This window comes from Bradyrhizobium sp. USDA3516 (genome assembly GCF_057651995.1).
The window spans coordinates 36,458-54,419 of sequence record NZ_JBYGYN010000005.1 but is presented as its reverse complement, the minus strand read 5'-3'; the positions used below and the strand labels follow the sequence as shown (position 1 = coordinate 54,419).

The window sequence follows — 17,962 nt, the reverse complement described above, 5'->3', positions numbered from 1 at the left end:
GAGAGCAAGCGCCGGAAGGCGTTAGCAATCCGACGGCAGTCCCTGCTCCAGGGCGCGAAAGCGGAGCGGCGCCAGGGCCGAGGCGCGCTGCCACCAATCTGCGACGCGGTCGTCGAGGGCGGTCACGCCGCGGCCATGGCCGGGGAAGATCCGGATCTGCTGGATCGCCTCTGCCTCGAAACCCCTGGCCCTCCGCCTGATCTTGAGGGCGGCGCCTTCGCGGTCGCGCTGGGTCAGCGGCACCAGAAGACGGCCGCGCGGACGGAGCGACCGCAGCCAGAGCGGGTGCGGATGCGGGAAGCCGGCATGCACGATGATCACGTCGGCGGGCCCACCCACGTCCTTGCACCCATCGCCGTGGACGACCGTGACGTTGCCATAGCCGCGCAAATAGCTCGCCGCCCGGGCCGCGAGCCGCTGGTCGCATTCGATCGCATGGACGCGGCCCTTTTCGCCGACCATCATCGACAGCACCGCCGAGAAATAGCCGAGGCCGCAGCCGATCTGCACGATACGGTCCGACCGCTTGACGTCGAGTATGTCGATCAAATGCGCCCACAGGCTCGGCAGGCCGGTGTCGAGCTTGCGCCGGGCGTCGATCGCAACCAGCACGTTGTCGTAGAGATGAACGGGATCGGCGTCCGGCGTCAGCCGGTAGCTGCGCGCCGTCTCGTCCTTGATGCGCCATGGTCCCCTTGGCAGAAAGTCCTCGCGCGGAACGGCGGCGAGCGCATGGAGGAGACGCTTCGAGGCAATCCGCTCGCGCCTGGCGATCAACTCCACGTAGCGCGCACGCGCGGCGGCAAGATCGCTCATGTCACAGACCGGCCTGCTCGCGCACCGCCGCGTCGCTACCGAGCTCATCGACGAGCTGCATCGCCTGCTTCAGGTCCGGCGTGTAAAAGCCCTCGCTGAATTTGGCGACGATCGGCATCAGCAGGAGTCTCGCATGCTCGCGCTTGCCGGCTTGATGCGACAGGCGCGCGAGGCCGAGGGCGGTGCGAAGCTCCCAGGACAGCGCACCCTGCTTGCGTGCGGTCTCCAGCGAAAGGACGAACAGGTCCTCTGCCTCCTGGACCGACGCCGGGTCGCCACCCGCCAGCGTGATCTCGCCTTGCAGGCGGTAGACCTCGGCGAGATAGAAGTGATCGCCGGTCCGCCTTGCGGTCGCAAGCGCACCATCCAGCGCGCGCAAGGCGGCGTCGCGCATCCCGACCTTGGCGTAGGTTTCCGCGAGCAGACAGCGGAACCAGCAGCCGGCGAGCCAGGAATCCATCGCCTCGTACTCGTCGAGGCCGAAGCGCATCTGTCCGAGGCCTTCGTCGGCCTCGCCGAGCTGAGCCAGCGCCCAGCCGCGCAGGATCGCCGCCTGCTGCTTCCAGTGCAGGAAATTGTGCTCGGTGGCGATGATCATGGCGCGGTTGGCGTGGTCGCGCGTGCCTTCGACGTCGCGCAAATGCTGGCGGAGATAGGCTCCGAACACCAGAGCGAAGGCGAGCGTGAAAGGGTGGCGGATCTTCTCGGCGTTCGCGATCGCCTGCTCGCTGTGCTGGCGCGCCGCGTCGGGCCGGCCGAGGAACCACAGGAGGTAGCCGAGATAGGACAGCGAGACGACACCGGGATCGATGCCGTGCCGTTCCATCAAATCGGAGTGCAGATCGGGGCTGAACAGGTTGATGCAGCGGTGCAAATGATGCTGCGAGGCCGCGAAGCGGCCGCGATAGAGCATGGTCATCGCGATGGCGCGGTGCGCCTCGATCAGATAGCCGGTCTGCTGCGCCGGCTGCGTCCGCTCGTTCAGCCGCGCGCGCTTGGCGAATTTCAACAGCTCGACGCTGAGATCGTGCGCGCGGGTGAGATCGGCGCGGATGAAATGGCACACCCAGAGCCCGCGCGTCGCAGCGAAGACCTTTTCGTCGTCATCGAGCTGACGTCCGAGCTCCAGCGCGCGGACGTAGTTCTCCTCGACCTCCTGCACCGCATAGCCCTTGGCGGCGATCAGCGCGTTGCCGAGCGCAATGCGCAGCTTGAGCTCCATCTCGTCGGCGCCCTGCATGCGCGCATTGGCCTGCACGACGTTAAGGCCGCGGCGCAGGTGGCCGATCGCCTCCAGATTGGCGCCGGTCTTGGCCGCCTGCTTGCCGGCCTTGAGCCAGAAGCTGGCGGCGCCCTCGCTCTGGCCGGATTCGGTCAAATGATGGGCGAGCAGCTCCGGTTCGCGCTCGGTCTTCTCCGGATACATCTCGGCGAGCACCTGGGCGATCCGCGCATGCAGCTTGCGCCGCTCGCTGTGCAACAAGCTCGCATGCGCGGCGTTCTGGATCATCACGTGCTTGAAGGAGTACAGGGCATCCGGCGGATGGCCGCGGCGCATGATCAGCCCGGCCTCCTCCAGGTGACTGAGCGCCGCCTCGATCTGCTCGGCCGGCGTATTGGCGACGGCGTGCAGCGTCTCGTAGGAGAACTCGCGGCCGATCGTGGCGCCGATCTGCGCGATGCGCTTGAAGGGTCCCATCCGGTCGAGCCGCGCCATCAGCGAGTCGGTCAGGGTCGCCGGGATTGCGAGCTGCCGCCACGGTCCCGACAGCACATAGCGCCCGTGCCGCTCGGTGAGCAGATTGGATTCCAGAACCGTCTTGGTCAGCTCTTCCAGGAACAGCGGCACGCCATCGGTCTTGACGATGATCTCCTCGACGACCTCCTTGGGCAGCTCGCGGCCCGCGACGCGCTCGACCAGCGTCGTGCGCAGCTGCCGGCTCAGGCGATTCAGGACCAGGGTGGTGATATGCGAACGCGCATTCCAGCTCGGCTGGAATTCCGAGCGCGCGGTGATGATCGCCAGGATCGACCGATTCTGCACCCGATCCACCAGGAGGTCGATCACCTCGCGCGAGGTCGGGTCGATCCAGTGCAAGTCCTCGAACGCGATCACCAGCGGCATCTCGCGCGCAAGGCCGAGGAAATGGTTGACCAGCGCCACGACGGTCGCATCCTTCTGCTGCTGCGGCGACAGCTCGAGCGGCGGATAGCGGTCGCCGGTCGGGATCGACAGCAGCGCGGCAAACAGCGGGGTCACCTGCTCGATGTCGCCATCAGCGGCGGCGATCGCGTTCTCCAGGCTCGACAGCGCCAGCGCGGACGAATCCTCGCGATCGAGGCCGAGGGAGAATTTGAGCTGCGCGACAAACGGATGGAACGCGGTGGAGGTGTAATAGGGCGAGCACTGCAGCGAGACCTGTCCATGGCGGTCGTCCGATATCCGCTCGAAGATCTCCTGGATGATGCGCGACTTGCCGATGCCGGGCTCGCCGAACTTGACCACGACCTGGCCGTCGCCGTCCTTGGCCTGCTGCCAGCGCCCCATCAACAGCGCGATCTCCTCCTCGCGGTTGACGAGCGGCGTCAGCCGCGTGCCCATGGCGGCGGCGAAGCGGGTCTCCACCCGCGAGGCGCGCACCACGTGCCAAGCCTGGGCCTTCTCGGAGATTCCCTTCAAGTCGTGGACGCCGAGATTGCGGTAGTCGAAATTCCCCTTCAGCAGCGCCTGCGTCGAGGCCGAGATCACCACGCCGTTGGGCGGCGCCAGGCCTTGCAGGCGCGCAGCGAGGTTGACGGTTTCCCCGACCGCGGAATCGCGTTCCTCGGTGCCCTGCCCGACCAGATCGCCGACCACGACGAGCCCGGTCGCGATCCCGATGCGGACGGCGGGTGAATGGCCGAGCGCACCGCGCGGCTCGACCGCGCGTGCCGTCGACAGCACCCGCACGATCTCGAGCCCGGCGCGCACCGCGCGCTCGGCATCGTCCTCATGTGCGGTCGGATAGCCGAAATAGACCAGGATACCGTCGCCGACGAAACGGGCCGCGAAGCCCTCGTATTGCTTGACCACCCGGACGCAGGTCTCGCGAAAATCCGCGATCATGTCGCGGACGTCCTCCGGATCGAATTGCGCGGACAGCGAGGTGGAATCCACCATGTCGCAGAACATGGTGGTGAGCTGGCGCCGTTCGGCTCCGACCTCGGCCCGGACTTGCGGACGCGGCGCCGCGGCCGGCGCCTCCGTGGTTTCCGCTTGAAACAGCGCAGCCATCGCCCGCTGCAGCCGCTTGCGATCGCCGAGCGGCAATCCGAGCTCGACCAGATCGGCTTCGGTGAGATCCCCGATGACGTCGAGATCGAGGCGGTGCTGCGCGAAAAGATCGGTGTAGTGCCCGAGGCCGATACTTTCGAGCCAGTGCTTCAGCCCGCCTTCTGAATTCGTGCCCGGCTCGTTCTCCAGCATCGTGATTCTGCCCGCCCCTCACTCCGTCGAAGGGCTCGAGGGCCCCTCAACCACAGATTTTGGGGCCCAAACTTCACCTCGGACTGGACGCATTCCCCAACTTCTTGGAAGAATAACTTAATCAGACCAAAAGGGAATGGCGTTGTCGGACATTGCATCCGGAGCAGACGAAGCTTCCGTCGGCACCACGGCCGAAACCAAGATATTCGCGCATATCAGCGGCCTTCTCGAATTCCATGCCCGCAGGACGCCGGCGGCACCCGCACTCCTCGCTCCCGGCCGGCCGGCGCTCAGCTATGGCGCGCTGGCCGAGTCGATCCGGCAACTGGTCCGTACCTTGCGTGAACTCGGCATCGGCCCCACAGACCGCATCGCGGTGGCGCTGCCGCGCGGCGCCGATACTGCGCTGGCGCTGATCGCAGTCGCATCAGGCTGCGCCTGCGTCCCCGTCAACCCCGATCTGACGGCGGACGAGCTGCAACGCTATTTCAGCGAACTGAAGCTGACCGCGCTCGTGACCCGGGCCGACATGAACTCGGCGAGCCGCGACGCCGCCAGAGGGCTCGACATCGCATTGATCGATTTCGTGGCCGGGCCCGCCCACGATCTCGGCGGCTGCGCGTTCATCGCTCCGGCGATCGGGCCGGCCAATACCGGCGGCGCTTCGGGCGGCGACGACGATGCGTTCATCCTGCTGACGTCAGGCACGGCGGCGCGGCCGAAAATGGTGCCGCTGACCCACCGCAATGTCTGCCTGTCCGCTTACAATGCCGGCCATGTGCTGTCGCTCACGACGCACGATCGCCTGCTCAACGTCCTGCCGCTGTTTCATGCCCATGGCTTGATCTCCGGCCTGCTCACGGCGCTGGCCGCGGGCTCCAGCGTGATATGCACCGACGGTTTCGACGCAGCGTCGTTCTTCGGCTGGATGCGGGAGCTGCAACCGACCTGGTACACGGCGGTGCCGACCATTCATCGCGCATTGCTGACGGCGGCAGACGCGAACCCAGACCGTGCCCGACCGTCGTCGCTGCGTGTGATCCGGTCGGCTTCGGCCTCGCTCGCGCCGACGATTCTCGCCGGGCTGGAGACAACGTTCGGCGTTCCCGTGCTCGAGACCTACGGCATGACCGAGGCGGCCTCGCAGATCGCGGCCAATCCGTTCGAGCTGCGCAAGGTCGGGTCGGTCGGCCGCGCCGCCGGCCCGGAGATCGCGATCATGGACGAGACCGGCCGCACGCTCGCAAGCGGCGCGCACGGCGAGATCGTGCTGCGCGGGCCGAACATGAGCCGCGGCTATTACAATGACGAGGCGGCGACGCGGGCCGCATTCCGCAACGGCTGGTTCAGGACCGGCGACCTCGGCTATCTCGATGACGACGGCTATCTCTTCATCGTCGGCCGCATCAAGGACGTCATCAACCGCGGCGGGCAGAAGATCTCGCCCCTGGAGGTCGAAGACGTCCTGCTCAGCCATCCGGCGGTGCTGGAGGCCGGCGTGTTCGCGGTCCCGCACGAGAAGCTCGGCGAGAACGTCGCGGCGGTCGTGGTGCTGCGGCCGAATGCCGAGGCGACCTCGGACCAATTGCGCCAATTCGCGCGAAAGCGGCTTGCGGCCTACAAGGTGCCGAGCCTGATCCGCAGCGTGGCGGGGCTGCCGAAGGGCGCCAGCGGCAAGGTCAAGCGCAATGCCCTCGCCGAGCTGATTGCATCCGTCGAGACGGATCACGCGACCCGGCTGCCGCGCAATGCGATCGAGAGCCAGCTCGCCCAGATCTGGGCCGGCCTGTTGGAGCTGCCGCAGGTCGGCGCCGACCAGGACGTCTTCGCGCTCGGCGCGGATTCGCTCGCAGTGACACAGATGCGCTCGCGCCTGCGGGACCGCTTCAACGTCGACTTCTCGTTCGAGGACATTTTCGACTGCCCGACGGTCGCAGCACTCGCGGCCCGGATCGAGACCACCGCAAGCCGGCGCGAGACGGCGCTGCCGGCCTGGCGCCGGCTTACGGGCACGGACGCACCGCTATCGTTCCAGCAGCAGCGGATGTACGTGCTGTCGCGGCTGGACCCAACCCGGTACAATTACAATGTCGTCGAAGTCGCGGTCCTCAAGGGCCCGGTCGACGCCGCCGCGCTGTCTGCGAGCCTCGCTGCGATCTCAACGCGCCATGAGGCGCTGCGTTCGGTCTTCATCGAGCGCCAGGGCGAGCCGGTGCAGCTCGTGCTGTCGTTGCAGCCGCGGTTGGAGCGCATCAAGCTCAAGCCGTGCCCTGTCGGCAGGCGGCCTTCGGCAATCCGGCGCGAGGCGCTGAGGCTTGCGCAACATCAGTTCGACCTGGCCCACGCGCCGCCCCTGAAAGCCACACTGCTGTCATTCAACAGCAACAGCCATGCGCTGGTGGTCAACGTCCATCACCTCGCCACCGACGGCTGGTCGCAGCGGCTGTTATGGCAGGAACTCGCCGTCCATTATGCCGCGGCGCGCAGGCGGCATTCGGCTGCATTGCCGCCGCCCGCCTTCCAATATCGCGACTTCGCACTCTGGCAGCAAAGCTGGGCGCAGACGCCGGCGGCCAGAGAGCAGCTCGATTATTGGCGGAGCCAGCTCGACGGCGTCACCATGCTGCCGCTACGAACCGACAGGCCGAGGCCTGAGGTCTGGAGCGGGCACGGCGCGCGCCATTATCTGGAATTCTCAAAATCCGTGTCGGCCGAGCTGCGCGCGCTGAGCCAGAACCAGGGCGTCACGCCGTTCATGACGCTGCTTGCCGCCTTCCAATGCCTGCTGTTCCGCCACACCTCGCACGAGGACGTCGCCACGGGATCGCTGATCGCCAACCGCAACCAGATCGAGAGCGAACGCCTGATCGGGCTGTTCGCCAATACCCTCATCCTGCGCAACGATTTCAGCGGCGATCCGAGCTTTGGCGAGATGTTGCGGCGGGTGCGGCAGGTCACGTTGGACGCCTACCGCAACCAGGATCTTCCGATCGAGGAGGTGCTGCGCACGTTGCAGGTCGCGCGCCGCAGCGACGGCAATCCGCTGTTCCGGACCATGTTCATCCTCCAGAACGCCTCGATCGAGGCGGCGCGCTTTCCCGGCCTGTCGACGCGGCGGCTGGAAGTCGATCCCGGAGTGGCGCGGTTCGACATCACGCTCGAACTGGTCGAGGCCGATGGCCGCTTCACCGGCTTCTTCGAATACGCCACCGATCTGTTCGAGGCCGCGACGATCGAAGGCATGGCCGCCCAGCTCAAGACGCTGCTCAAGGCCGTCATCGCCGATCCGGAGCAGCGCATCTCGCGCCTGCCGCTTCTGACCGAGGCCGAACGCCGGCAAAAGCTGGCAAAAGGCCGGGGCATGCCGGCCAATTTCACCACACGCGGCAACTTGAGCGAACGCTTCGAGCGCCAGGCGAGGAAGACGCCGAACGCCGTCGCGGTCTCGGACGGTCGCACGTCGCTGACCTATCGCGAGCTGGCGCACCGCAGCCGGGCGGCCGCGCGCTGGCTGGCCCGCGAGGGCGTCGGTGCCGAAAGCGTGGTTGCCCTGCTCGCGGAGCGCGGGCCCGACCTGCTCGCCGCGATGATCGCGGTGCAGCGCGTCGGCGCGGCCTTCCTCAATCTCGATCCCGACCAGCCGACGGCACGGCTCTCGACGATCCTCGGATCGAGCTGTGCCCGCGTGCTGCTGACCGGGCGGGCTCAGTCCGCCATGGTCGAGGCCCTGCTCGAACCGCTGGTCGAGCGCATCCCGGTGGCCGAGCTCGACGACGCGGTCGCGACAAGGGTAGGCGCGCCGGCCCGCGCCGCACGGCGCGCCGCCTCGAGCCTTGCCTATCTCGTCTATACGTCGGGCTCCTCCGGCGCGCCGAAGGGCGTCATGATCGAGCAGCGTGGCCTGTCGAACCATCTCGCCTCGCTCATCTCCGAGCTCGGTCTCTCGCCCAAGGACGTGGTTGCGCAGACCGCGCCGCAGAGCTTCGTCATCTCGGTCTGGCAGTTCCTCGCCGGTCCCATGGTCGGCGCGCGCGTCCATGTCTGCGGCAACGCGATCGTGCAGGACCCGATGCTGCTGGCGCGCGAGATCGAGCGCGAGGACATCACGGTGCTCGAGATCGTGCCCTCGCTGCTGCGCGTCGTTCTCGAACGCATGAACGAGGCGCCGATCCGGCGCGCCTTCTCCAAATTGCGGCTGCTGATCTCGACCGGCGAGCCGTTGCCCGTCGAGCTCTGCCGCGCCTGGTTCGCGCGCTGCCCGAGGGTGCCGCTGATCAATGCCTATGGCGCCTCGGAATGCTCGGACGACGTCTCCCTGCATCGCCTGACCAAGGCCCCGGCGATCGCGACGGGCAACGTTCCGGTCGGGGCGCCGCTGCCGAACACGCAGCTCTACGTGCTCGACGCAAACCTCCAGCCGCAACCGATCGGCGTGACCGGCGAGCTCTGCATCGGCGGCGCCGGAATCGGCCGCGGCTACGTCAACGATCCCGCGCAGAGCCGGCAGCGCTTTCTGCCCGATCCGTTCTCGCGCCAGACCGGCAGCCGGCTCTACCGGACCGGCGATCTGGCCCGGTGGCGCCCCGACGGGACGATCGAATGCCTCGGCCGCGCCGACCATCAGGTCAAGGTCCGTGGCTATCGTATCGAGCTCAAGGAGATCGAGAGCGCGCTTGCCGGGCATTCAAGCGTGCGCGCCGCCATCGTCGAACCGCGCCGCGAGGCGAGCGGCGACGTCAGGCTGATCGCCCACGTCGTCGCCAAGCCCGGCAGCCGCAGCAGCGCCAGCGAGCTGCGCGACTTCCTGAAGAGCCGGCTGCCCGGCCACGCTATCCCCGCCGCCTTCCTGTTCCTGGATCAGGTGCCGCTCAACGCCCATGGCAAGATCGACCGCTCCGCACTGCTGGCGTCCGTCCCGCCGGAAACGTCCGGCCCGGATGCGATCGTCCCGGCACGGCGCTTCACCGAAAAGGTGCTCTCCGACATCTGGATCGACCTGCTGAAGGTCGAGCGCATCAGTGTCACCGGCAATTTCTTCGACCTCGGCGGCCATTCGCTGCTGGCCGGCCAGGTGATGGCACGCATCGCGCGGGCGCTCGGCGTCTCGCTGCCGATCAAGACCGTCTTCGAGGCGCCGACGATCGAGGGGCTGGCGCGGCGGGTGGACCAGGCCTTGGCCACGAAGCCGCACAAGCCCGCCGCAAGCCTGCCACGATCGGCCGCGGGCGAGCCGCCTGCGCCTTCCATCGGGCAGGACCAGATGCTGCAGATCGAGCGGAATCTGCCGGGGCTGCCGCAGTTCAATTTGCCCTTCGCCTTCCATCTGCAAGGCCCGCTCGATTCGGCCGCCCTGGCAAAGGCGATCGACGACGTGGTGCGCCGGCACGAATCGCTGCGCACCGCGTTCGCCTGGAACGGCGATGAGCCGGAAAGCCGCATCGCCGGGCCGCGCACGCTCGGCCGGATCATGACGGTCGAGACGATCGGCGACGGTCATCCCCACAACAACAAGCGGCGCAAGGCGCTCGAGCTCAGGAAGATCGATCTCCTGATCGAGCAGGAGGCCTATACCCCGATCGACCCCACGCGCGCGCCGCTGTTGCGCGCCCGGTTGTTGCGGCTCCATGACGACGATCACGTGCTGCTGCTGACGCTGCATCACGCCGTCGTCGACGGCTGGTCGATCGGCGTGCTGTTCGAGGAATTGTCGCGCCGCTATGCCGCGCTGGCCGGATATCCGTCCGCGCCATTGCTGAGCCCGCCGCCGGCCTTTTCGGATGTCGCACGCTGGCAGCGCTGGTGGTGCGACACCGACGCGGCGCGCCGCCAGGCTGACGACTGGACCCTGAATTTGCGCGGAGCGGGTCCCGTCTTCGACGGCGAATCGAGCCCGGGCGTCTCCACCGGCCATCATCCGGTCAGCCTCGAGCGCGAGCTGATCGTCCGGCTGACGGCGTTTGCCGGCCAGCATAATTGCACGCTGTTCATGGGCCTGCTCACCGGCCTGAAGGCCATGCTGCTGGCCCGAACAGGCCGCACCGATATCGCGGTCGCGACCGCGATGGCCAATCGTGCCCAGCCGGACACCGAACGGATCATCGGCCCGTTCGAGAACACGGTGATCGTCCGCACGACAATCACGCCGGACCTGTCCTTCGCGCAAGCCCTGCTGCGGGTGCGCCAGAGCGTGCTCGAGGCGCATGCACGGCAGGAGCTGCCGTTCAACATCCTGGCCGATCGATTGGAGCAGGAGGGGATCGATCCCGCCTCGCTGCTCCAGGTCTATTTCACGCTGCAGAATCCGCTGCGCCAGCCGCTCGATCTCCCGGATCTCGTGACGGAATCGATCGGCAACGTCGCACGCGAGGGCCAGCCGGTGCTGCCGATCGACCAGACCTGGCTGTCGCTGATGCTCAAGGAGCGCCCGGCCGGCATCACCGGCTCGTGCAATTACAAGCGCGATTTGCTCGAGGGCCGAGTGGTCGGCGAATGGATGGAGGATCTCGTCGCCCTGCTGACGGCGGCGATCGCCGGGCCCCACGCACCACTCGGCAGGTTGCTCGCGCGCAGGGCCGCTTGACGCCGCGACATCGCGCCAGAGTATGGGTTCACGCGCCAAAGCTGTGAATGATCAAGTTGCAGCTTGATTATTTGGCGTCGTCGCGCAAGATTATTCCCGGGTTCTGATTTGGGATGATCATTTTCAACCGGGGGAGTGTTATGGGTTTCATCAAATTTACGAAGAAGACCTCGCTCAGCGAGGAGGACCGCAAGGCGCTGCAAGAGCTGCTCAATTACGAGAAGCAGAAGCTTCAGGACAAGCTGAAGGATGTCGAAGCCAGCCTTAAGGCTCTGCGCGCGTCCAAGAAGAAGTCCAAGAAAAAGAAGTAAATTCGTCGGTCGGGGACGCCGTACGAGTCTTCACAGAGCGACCGCTTGCTTGTCGAGCTTCGGGTCTCGCACAAGCTTGCGCCTGTAAACCGGCCTGCAAATCGACAAGAATTCGCCCGGGTGGACCGCTAGGTACGGTCCTCTCGGCTGATTCTTGCGCAGTTGTTTCTTCCGTCGGGACCGAGGGATTTGGCCTCGCCCGACGCCATGGGCCCAATTGATGGCAGACGACAGAATCGAACTCTTTGTCGGACTGATCGAGAGCATTGACGTGCCGGGCGCGGTCGAGGCGTGCCGGCGCCTGCTCTCGGTCGACGAACGGGCCCGGGCCGATCGCTTCGTGTTCGAGCGGCATCGGCGGCAATACATCTTCGCACATGCGATGCTGCGCCTCGCGCTGTCGCAGGTCGCTTCCAACGTCGCGCCGACCGACTGGTCGTTTGGCGCGGGCCGCTATGGCCGGCCGTTCGTCGCAGCGCCGGCCACCTCGACCGCGCTGCATTTCAGCCTGTCGCATGCCGACGGCTGCGTCGCCTGTGTGGTGTCGCGGCATGAGGCCGTCGGGGTCGACGTCGAAACCGTGTCGCGGCGCGTCGCGCCGCTGTCCACCGCGCTTCGCTTCTTTGCGCCGGAGGAGGTCGAAGCCTTGCGCGGACTGCCGGAGCCCGCGGCGATCGAGCGCTTCTTCGACTATTGGACGCTCAAGGAGGCCTATCTGAAGGCCAGGGGCTTCGGGCTCAATCTGCCGCTCGACGCCTTCGCCATGCAGGTGTCACGCGAGGCCATCGAGATCAGCTTCAAGCCCGACATCGTCGACGATCCGGACGCCTGGCGCTTCTCGCTGAGCTCGCCATCGCCCGCGCATCGCCTCGCGATCGCCGACGGCTCCCGCGCGGACGGCGGCCTTCCCATCAGCCGCCATGCCTGGCCGCTCCGCGAAGCGGCGGAATGAGGCGCGCAAGCGCCGAGGCGAAGCGATCTCACCGCGCGTCTTCGAAGCCCGCCAGCACCGAGGTCAGGTTGGCGCCGAGGATGTCCGAGAGATAGCCGCCTTCCTGCACCAAGACGGTCGGCAGGCCCATCTTCGCGATGGCCTGGCCGATGCGGCGGAAGCCGGGTGTGGTGACGGCCAAGCCCTTGAGCGGATCGTGCTCGGAGGCATCGAGGCCGAGTGCGACGACGAGGGCGCCGGGCGCAAAGGATTCGATCGCCTTGCGCGCGAGGTCCAGCGCCTGGAGATAGCCGTCATCGCCGGTGCCGATCGGAAGCGGAATGTTGAGATTGGTGCCGAGGCCGAGTCCTTCGCCGCGCTCATGCGCATAGCCCCATACGTACGGATAATACGCAACGGGGTCGGCATGGATCGAGATCGTGTAGACGTCGGGCCGGGCATAAAAGATGCCTTGCGTGCCGTTGCCGTGATGGACGTCGACGTCGAGGATCACGACGCGCTCGTGCTTCTGCCGCAGATGCTCCGCCGCGATCGCGCTGTTGTTGAGGAAGCAGAAGCCGCCGGCCATGTCGCGATAGGCGTGATGGCCGGGCGGACGGCAGAGCGCGTAAGTCGCGTCCTCGCCGTCCATCACCATCTGCGCTGCGGTGACCGCAACGTCGGTGGCGACGCAGGCAGCAAGCCACGTGCCCGGGCCGATCGGCGCTGCGGTGTCGGCGGTGTGCCAGCCGAGCTTGCCGACGATGTGGGTCGGATAGGTCGCGGCATGGCGCACCGGGTGGATATTGCCGATCATCTCCGGACCGGAATCGCCGAGCGCGGTCCAGGCGTCCCAGGCCTCGCTGAGGAACGACAGATATTCCGGGCTGTGAACGCGCGCGCGAGGGCCGGGCCCGAACTTGGTCGGCTCGACCAGTTGATGCCTGCCGTCCTTCAATCCCCTCAGCAGGCGGTCGGCGCGCTCGGGCTGCTCGGTGGTGCGCTTGACGACACCGCGCACCAGGAAGAATTGCGGATCGTGGCTGCGGTGCAGCTCGGTATGGACGGCTTTCACTCAAACACTCCGGGATCGCGTGCTACTGGATGTGCCGCAGAGTCTTGATCGCCACGGCTGCCGGATGCAAGCAAGAAGAATGCCGCCCATCGTCGCGCTGCCCTGCACGATGAGCAGAGCGCTTGCGAAGCTCAGCAACGCCCGCGCTGGAGGCAGTGCTCCCGGCCCGGCTGGTCGGTGCGGAAGGACTCGATGAAGCCGCCCTGGCGCTGGGTGACGAAGACGGTCTTGCCGTCGCTGCCGCCGAAGGCAATGTTGGTCGGCTCCTTGGCCTTCAGCGGGATCTCGCGCTCGACCGCGCCGGTCGGCTTCATCAGCGCGATCGTGCCCTTGAGAATGCGCGCGACGTAGAGGCGGCCGGCAACGTCGGTGCGCAGGCCGTCGATGGTGTCGGGCTGAAACGCCTTGACGAGTTTTGCAGCCGTCAGCTCGTTGCCGCTTATCGCATAGGACCAGATCTGGCCGCTGCTGGATTCGCCGACATAGAGCGTCTTGCCGTCAGGGCTGAGATCGATTCCGTTGGTGGTGCCCATCGCGCGCGGCGCCGACATCACCTGCCCCCGCACCGTACCGTCCGCTCCCCTCGCGATGCGCCAGATGTGGCCTTCGCGCCCCTTCCAGTTCGGATCGCTCGCATAGATCGTGCCGTCGGGGGCGATGGTGATGTCGTTCGGCTGGCTCATCTCGTCGGAGTGAAACCACACCGCGGGCTCGGTTGCGCCCTTGGGGATCGCGAGGATGTTGTGCTTCTTGTAGTCGGCGATGAACATGGTGCCGCTGCGATCGAAACGGATCGCGTTGCCGACACTGCCCTCGGGGAGCGTCGTGAACAGCTCCGAGGCGGCGCCACCCGCGGGCAATTTGCCGATGGTGCCGGGCTTGCCGAGATTGACGACGAACAGATTGCCGTCGAGATCGGCGGCCGGCCCTTCGATGCCGAAGGTGTATTCGCTGGCGGGCGTCACCTGCGCGCTTTCGAACAGCTTTGTTTCGGCAGCGGCCGGCAGCGTTGCGACCAGCAGGATGCTACTGCACAGGCACCAGAAGTTCCTGCCGGATGTAATAGCCATCGCCGTCGGTGCACTCGCCGTTCAGATAGGGATCGGCTGGCCGGAAGAATCGGCTGAAGCCGGGTCTGTCTACAGCGCTCCTTTGTGTCACGACGACGACCTTTCCAGCCGGTATTTCGCCGCATTCCTTGTTGGCCTTGCTGAAAAACTTCCGCTGCGGCGGGCCCGGCTTGATTCGCATCCGCGTGCCCGGAACCATTTTGGCGACGAGCAGGTCCGCGGTATCGAGCAGGCGCGTGTAACCGGGTTCTAGCTTCGGCAGGTTCTCGCCGCCCGGCGGCATCAGCTTCTCGGCGCCAAGGCCGCGCAGGCGCGTGCGCAGCCTGCCGGCGTCGGGATCGCCAGGATAGATCCAGCCGTCCTGCGCCAGGATGAAGTGCAGCACCGCTCTGTCCTTCTCCGCATCCGATTGCCCCGCGCTCAGGCCGAAATCCGAATGGCAGCCGACGCAATGCTTCTCGACGAGGCCCTTGCGCAAGGCGGTGAGGCGCACGCTGTTCTGCGCGTCCCTTGCGACGAAAGCGGCGAGTTGGTCGATCATCGCCTGGCTGCGGGTATCGCAAGGGAGCGGCGGAGGTGGCTCGCCAGCCGCGCGATCGATCCGGATCACGGTCTTGTTCTTGTCCTCGACCAGCCAGATTGCGCCATCCTCGGCCACCGTCATGCCGACCGGCGCGCCTTGCGGCCGCGCGCCGTTGACGCGGTGCCAGCCTGCAATCAGCTCTTCGAACGGCGCGGCGGCGACCTCGCCGGCGTCGGTCCGGAAATCGCGGGTCGGCTCGGCCCCGCAACTGACGTGATAGCGCACCGGTGGCGGCGCGGGTTTTGGAAAGCCGTGATCGTCGACGTCATAGACCAGCAGCCGGCTGCCGGTCGGCCGATAGCCGTGCAGGCCGACCAAGAGCTTGCCTTCCAGCTCCGGGAATTTGGCGCCCTGGTAATACAGCATCGCGAGCGGCGCGCCGTGCGGCGGCAGCAGCGAGAGCGGCGCCTTGTAAAGCGCATTGGCCGAGCAGAAAGACTTGTACGCGCCCGATTGCAGCACGAGCCGGAATTCGGGGCTCGGCGTCGACAGATCGTAGCAATAGGGCCAGCCATAGTGCCTGCCCTGCTCGATCGCGTTGATCTCCTCGTTCGGCTTGAAGATATCAGGCAGGTCGCGGGCGTTCTCGCCTTGGAGGAAGGCGTAGCCGGTATCCGGAAACTTCGGATGCAGCGCCAGCGCCATCGAGTTGCGCAAGCCGCGCGCATAGACGCTGTGCGGCGGGTCGGGATCGCCGGGCTTCAATGCCGGGAAGACGCCGCTTGCGGGCGGCGTGAACAGCCAGATCGATGCCAGCGCGGACGCGCCCTCGGCCGCCGCGCAGGGTCTTGTGATCGGCGCAGGCGTGATGCAATCGTCGCTGTGCGAGCCGACATTGACGAACAGCCGGCCGCTCCGGTCGAACACGAACTGCTTGAGCGGATGCGCGCTCTCATCCAGCCTCCTGCCGTCCGGCAGCGTGATCCGGCGGCCGGGCATGTGGCGGATGATGGTCTCGACCGTGCTGCGTGGATTGTCCGCGAGCGGGTCGAACCGGAAGATCGTCTCGGCGGTCGAGGCATAGAGCTTTTTGTCCGGGCCGATGACGAGAGCGAACGGATATTCTATCCCCGTCAGCAGCTCCTTGACGCGTTGCCCCTGCGGGGCACGCGGATCGAGCAGCAGCAGCCGCCCGTCGGTGTGGCCCCAGCCACCCATGTCGGCGACCACGAACAAGTCGCGGCCGGGCACCTGGACGATCGAGCGCGGAAATTTGAGGCGGTCCTCTTCGCTGGCGACGAGGCCGGCGCAAAATCCCGCCTTCATGTCGATCTGGATCCTAGGAAAGGCGAGATCGCCGCTGCCGCAGGCTTCCGTGCCGATCGCATAGCCGCTCTTTCTCACCGGCTCGGAGAAGGCCGGGGCGAAGCCGAGCAGCGCGGCGGCCCAAACCGCTGCAAGAATGGCTGCCGCAGGCAAGCGCAGATGTCGCCGTTCGCGATCGAGTGTGAACTGGTTCACGGTGAAGCCCCGCCTTCCCGCGGGCGTTGTTCCATGCCGCCGCCGCGCCGTCCAGTCATCACCCGGCTGTGATTAAACCTGTAACGACCTTGGGCCCGACCAATATCCGTAAATTCCCTTACCGGGCTCGACCCGAATGTTTCGCGAATGCTTGGGGTGGTATCGGTTTGCCGTCCCGATCGCTTTCTACAGGAGGCGCCTATGGTCCAGGTCTATTTTCACTGCTCCAACACCGAGGGCACGCTGATCGACCGCTACGGCGCCGCAGTCGCCAATCTGACCGAGGCGCGCGACCGCGCCGCGCAGATCATGAACTCGATGATCCAGACCCCCGGTGCCGAAGACTGGCGCGATTGGGTGATCCATGTCAGCGGCTCCGACGGCGAGGATCTGTTCGACCTCCCCTTCACCGCCATGCTCGGCAAGCCGCATTGAGGTGATGCCGTGTTGCTCGCTTCCCTGACCCTGCTGCGCCAGCCCCTGAGCTTCGTCGCCACCCGATGGCAGACGCTGTTCCGCGTTGCGGCCGACCCCTACCGCCCCGAGCTGCACTACATGCGCGGGCCCGGCCCGAAATGGCGCGCCAAGTATCAGGCCAGCCGGCTGGATCGCTCGCACTGAGTGCTACGTCTTACAGCTGACCCTTTGTTTGTCGTCATGGCCGGGCTTGTCCCGGCCATCCACGTTTTGGGGGCGCGGATCCGAAGACGTGGATGCCCGGGCCTTCGCCTCGCCGAAGCGGCTTCCGCCGCGCAGGCGGGACAAGCCGGGCATGACGAGGGGAGAAAGGGCGCCCCACCTCACCTCCCTGTAAATCTCGCCTTGCGCTTCTCCGCGAAGGCATTGCGGCCTTCGATGGCGTCCGCGCTCTTGCGGATCGTGGCCTGGAGCTCGATCTCGCGACGGAACTGCGCCTCGTAGGTCGCGTGCTCGCTCTCTTCGACCAGCGCACGCGTGGCCACCAAAGCGCGCGTCGGCCCGTCGGCGAGGCGGTGGGCCAGACCTAAGGCCTCGTCCATCAGCCTGGCGTCATCGACGACCTGCCGCACCAGGCCGATCTCCTGGGCACGTTCCGCCGTCAGCGGCTCGTTGAGCAGCATCAGCTCGAGCGCGCGCTGCCGGCCGATCAGTCGCGGCAAGAGCCAGGTCGAGCCGAGATCCGGCACCAGCGCGATGCGGCTGAACACCTGGATGAAGGTCGCCGACCGCGCTGCGACGATGATGTCGCCGGCCATCGCCAGGCTAAAGCCGCCACCGGCGGCAACGCCATTGACGGCGACGACGACGGGCACCCGGCATTCGCGCAAGGCCTTGAAGGCGGGCCAGTAGAACCGCATCACGCCCTCCGCGATATCCTCGCCGAGCGCTTCGGATGCCTTCAAATTCTGCCCCGAACAAAATCCGCGACCGGCGCCGGTGAGGATCAGGGCTCTGATGCCTTCGTCCTGCGTCATCTCGGCGACAGCGGCGGCAAGCGCGCCGAGCAGGTCCGGCGTCATCGCGTTGAGGCTGGCGGGCTCGTCGAGTGTCAGGATCCCGACCGCGCCATCCCGCGCCTGTTTCACACCAGCCATGCCGCGCCTCCCTTTGGATGTTCTCGTTGGCGGCAATGTGCCATTGTCCGCGCGCTTCGCCAATTGCGGAGCCTCGCATTCAACGCGAGCGAAGC

General features: G+C 66.8%; 11 protein-coding genes. 5 read left to right on the top strand and 6 right to left on the bottom strand.

What is annotated here, in order from left to right; all coding sequences use genetic code 11:
* Positions 1-21: 21 nt before the first annotated feature.
* Both AC24YW_RS17275 and AC24YW_RS17270 read right to left on the bottom strand, forming a co-directional pair.
* On the bottom strand, positions 22-816 hold the full coding sequence (locus AC24YW_RS17275) for a protein-L-isoaspartate O-methyltransferase family protein (RefSeq protein WP_487483845.1): 795 nt from the start codon (positions 814-816) through the stop codon (positions 22-24).
* Between the two features lies 1 nt (position 817).
* Positions 818-4,282, bottom strand: coding sequence for an ATP-binding protein (locus AC24YW_RS17270; protein ID WP_487483844.1), 3,465 nt, complete (start codon positions 4,280-4,282; stop codon positions 818-820).
* Between the two features lie 136 nt (positions 4,283-4,418).
* Between AC24YW_RS17270 and AC24YW_RS17265 the strand changes: the two genes are divergently transcribed.
* The 3 genes from AC24YW_RS17265 (at position 4,419) to AC24YW_RS17255 (ending at position 12,125) form a co-directional block, all read left to right on the top strand.
* A complete protein-coding gene (locus tag AC24YW_RS17265) occupies positions 4,419-10,862 on the top strand; it encodes an amino acid adenylation domain-containing protein (protein WP_487483843.1) in 6,444 nt (2,147 codons plus the stop codon).
* A gap of 140 nt (positions 10,863-11,002) precedes the next feature.
* The gene (locus AC24YW_RS17260; RefSeq protein ID WP_487483842.1) at positions 11,003-11,173 is read left to right on the top strand and encodes a hypothetical protein; all 171 of its coding nucleotides are present in this window, start codon (positions 11,003-11,005) and stop codon (positions 11,171-11,173) included.
* Positions 11,174-11,393: 220 nt separating this feature from the next.
* Positions 11,394-12,125, top strand: coding sequence for a 4'-phosphopantetheinyl transferase family protein (locus AC24YW_RS17255; RefSeq protein ID WP_487483841.1), 732 nt, complete (start codon positions 11,394-11,396; stop codon positions 12,123-12,125).
* A 28-nt stretch (positions 12,126-12,153) separates the two neighbouring features.
* Here the strand turns inward: AC24YW_RS17255 and AC24YW_RS17250 are convergent, their stop codons facing one another.
* The 3 genes from AC24YW_RS17250 to AC24YW_RS17240 all read right to left on the bottom strand — a co-directional run bounded on the left by AC24YW_RS17250 (position 12,154) and on the right by AC24YW_RS17240 (position 16,293).
* Positions 12,154-13,179: a histone deacetylase family protein gene (locus AC24YW_RS17250; RefSeq protein ID WP_487483840.1), complete on the bottom strand. Its 1,026-nt coding sequence runs from the start codon at positions 13,177-13,179 to the stop codon at positions 12,154-12,156.
* Positions 13,180-13,310: 131 nt separating this feature from the next.
* On the bottom strand, positions 13,311-14,249 hold the full coding sequence (locus tag AC24YW_RS17245) for an SMP-30/gluconolactonase/LRE family protein (protein WP_487483839.1): 939 nt from the start codon (positions 14,247-14,249) through the stop codon (positions 13,311-13,313).
* Positions 14,206-16,293 carry a PQQ-dependent sugar dehydrogenase gene (locus AC24YW_RS17240; RefSeq protein ID WP_487483838.1) on the bottom strand — a complete coding sequence of 696 codons (2,088 nt, stop codon included), beginning with the start codon at positions 16,291-16,293 and terminating at the stop codon, positions 14,206-14,208. Before AC24YW_RS17240 ends, AC24YW_RS17245 begins: the two co-directional genes overlap by 44 nt.
* A gap of 201 nt (positions 16,294-16,494) precedes the next feature.
* Here AC24YW_RS17240 and AC24YW_RS17235 point away from each other — a divergent pair, with 201 nt between their 5' ends.
* Positions 16,495-16,728 (top strand): DUF6894 family protein, encoded by a 234-nt coding sequence (locus AC24YW_RS17235; protein WP_036011788.1) that lies wholly within the window; start codon positions 16,495-16,497, stop codon positions 16,726-16,728.
* 9 nt (positions 16,729-16,737) lie between these two features.
* On the top strand, positions 16,738-16,914 hold the full coding sequence (locus tag AC24YW_RS17230) for a hypothetical protein (protein ID WP_487483837.1): 177 nt from the start codon (positions 16,738-16,740) through the stop codon (positions 16,912-16,914).
* 179 nt (positions 16,915-17,093) lie between these two features.
* Here AC24YW_RS17230 and AC24YW_RS17225 read toward each other — a convergent pair whose 3' ends face one another.
* On the bottom strand, positions 17,094-17,867 hold the full coding sequence (locus tag AC24YW_RS17225) for an enoyl-CoA hydratase-related protein (protein ID WP_487483836.1): 774 nt from the start codon (positions 17,865-17,867) through the stop codon (positions 17,094-17,096).
* Between the last annotated feature and the right edge of the window lie 95 nt (positions 17,868-17,962).

Bases quoted from the DNA above. Each gene is read 5' to 3' on its own strand.
- AC24YW_RS17275 (WP_487483845.1), bottom strand. From the start codon at position 816: ATGAGCGATCTTGCCGCCGCGCGTGCGCGCTACGTGGAGTTGATCGCC.
- AC24YW_RS17270 (WP_487483844.1), bottom strand. From the start codon at position 4,282: ATGCTGGAGAACGAGCCGGGCACGAATTCAGAAGGCGGGCTGAAGCAC.
- AC24YW_RS17265 (WP_487483843.1), top strand. From the start codon at position 4,419: ATGGCGTTGTCGGACATTGCATCCGGAGCAGACGAAGCTTCCGTCGGC.
- AC24YW_RS17260 (WP_487483842.1), top strand. From the start codon at position 11,003: ATGGGTTTCATCAAATTTACGAAGAAGACCTCGCTCAGCGAGGAGGAC.
- AC24YW_RS17255 (WP_487483841.1), top strand. From the start codon at position 11,394: ATGGCAGACGACAGAATCGAACTCTTTGTCGGACTGATCGAGAGCATT.
- AC24YW_RS17245 (WP_487483839.1), bottom strand. From the start codon at position 14,249: ATGGCTATTACATCCGGCAGGAACTTCTGGTGCCTGTGCAGTAGCATC.
- AC24YW_RS17235 (WP_036011788.1), top strand. From the start codon at position 16,495: ATGGTCCAGGTCTATTTTCACTGCTCCAACACCGAGGGCACGCTGATC.
- AC24YW_RS17225 (WP_487483836.1), bottom strand. From the start codon at position 17,867: ATGGCTGGTGTGAAACAGGCGCGGGATGGCGCGGTCGGGATCCTGACA.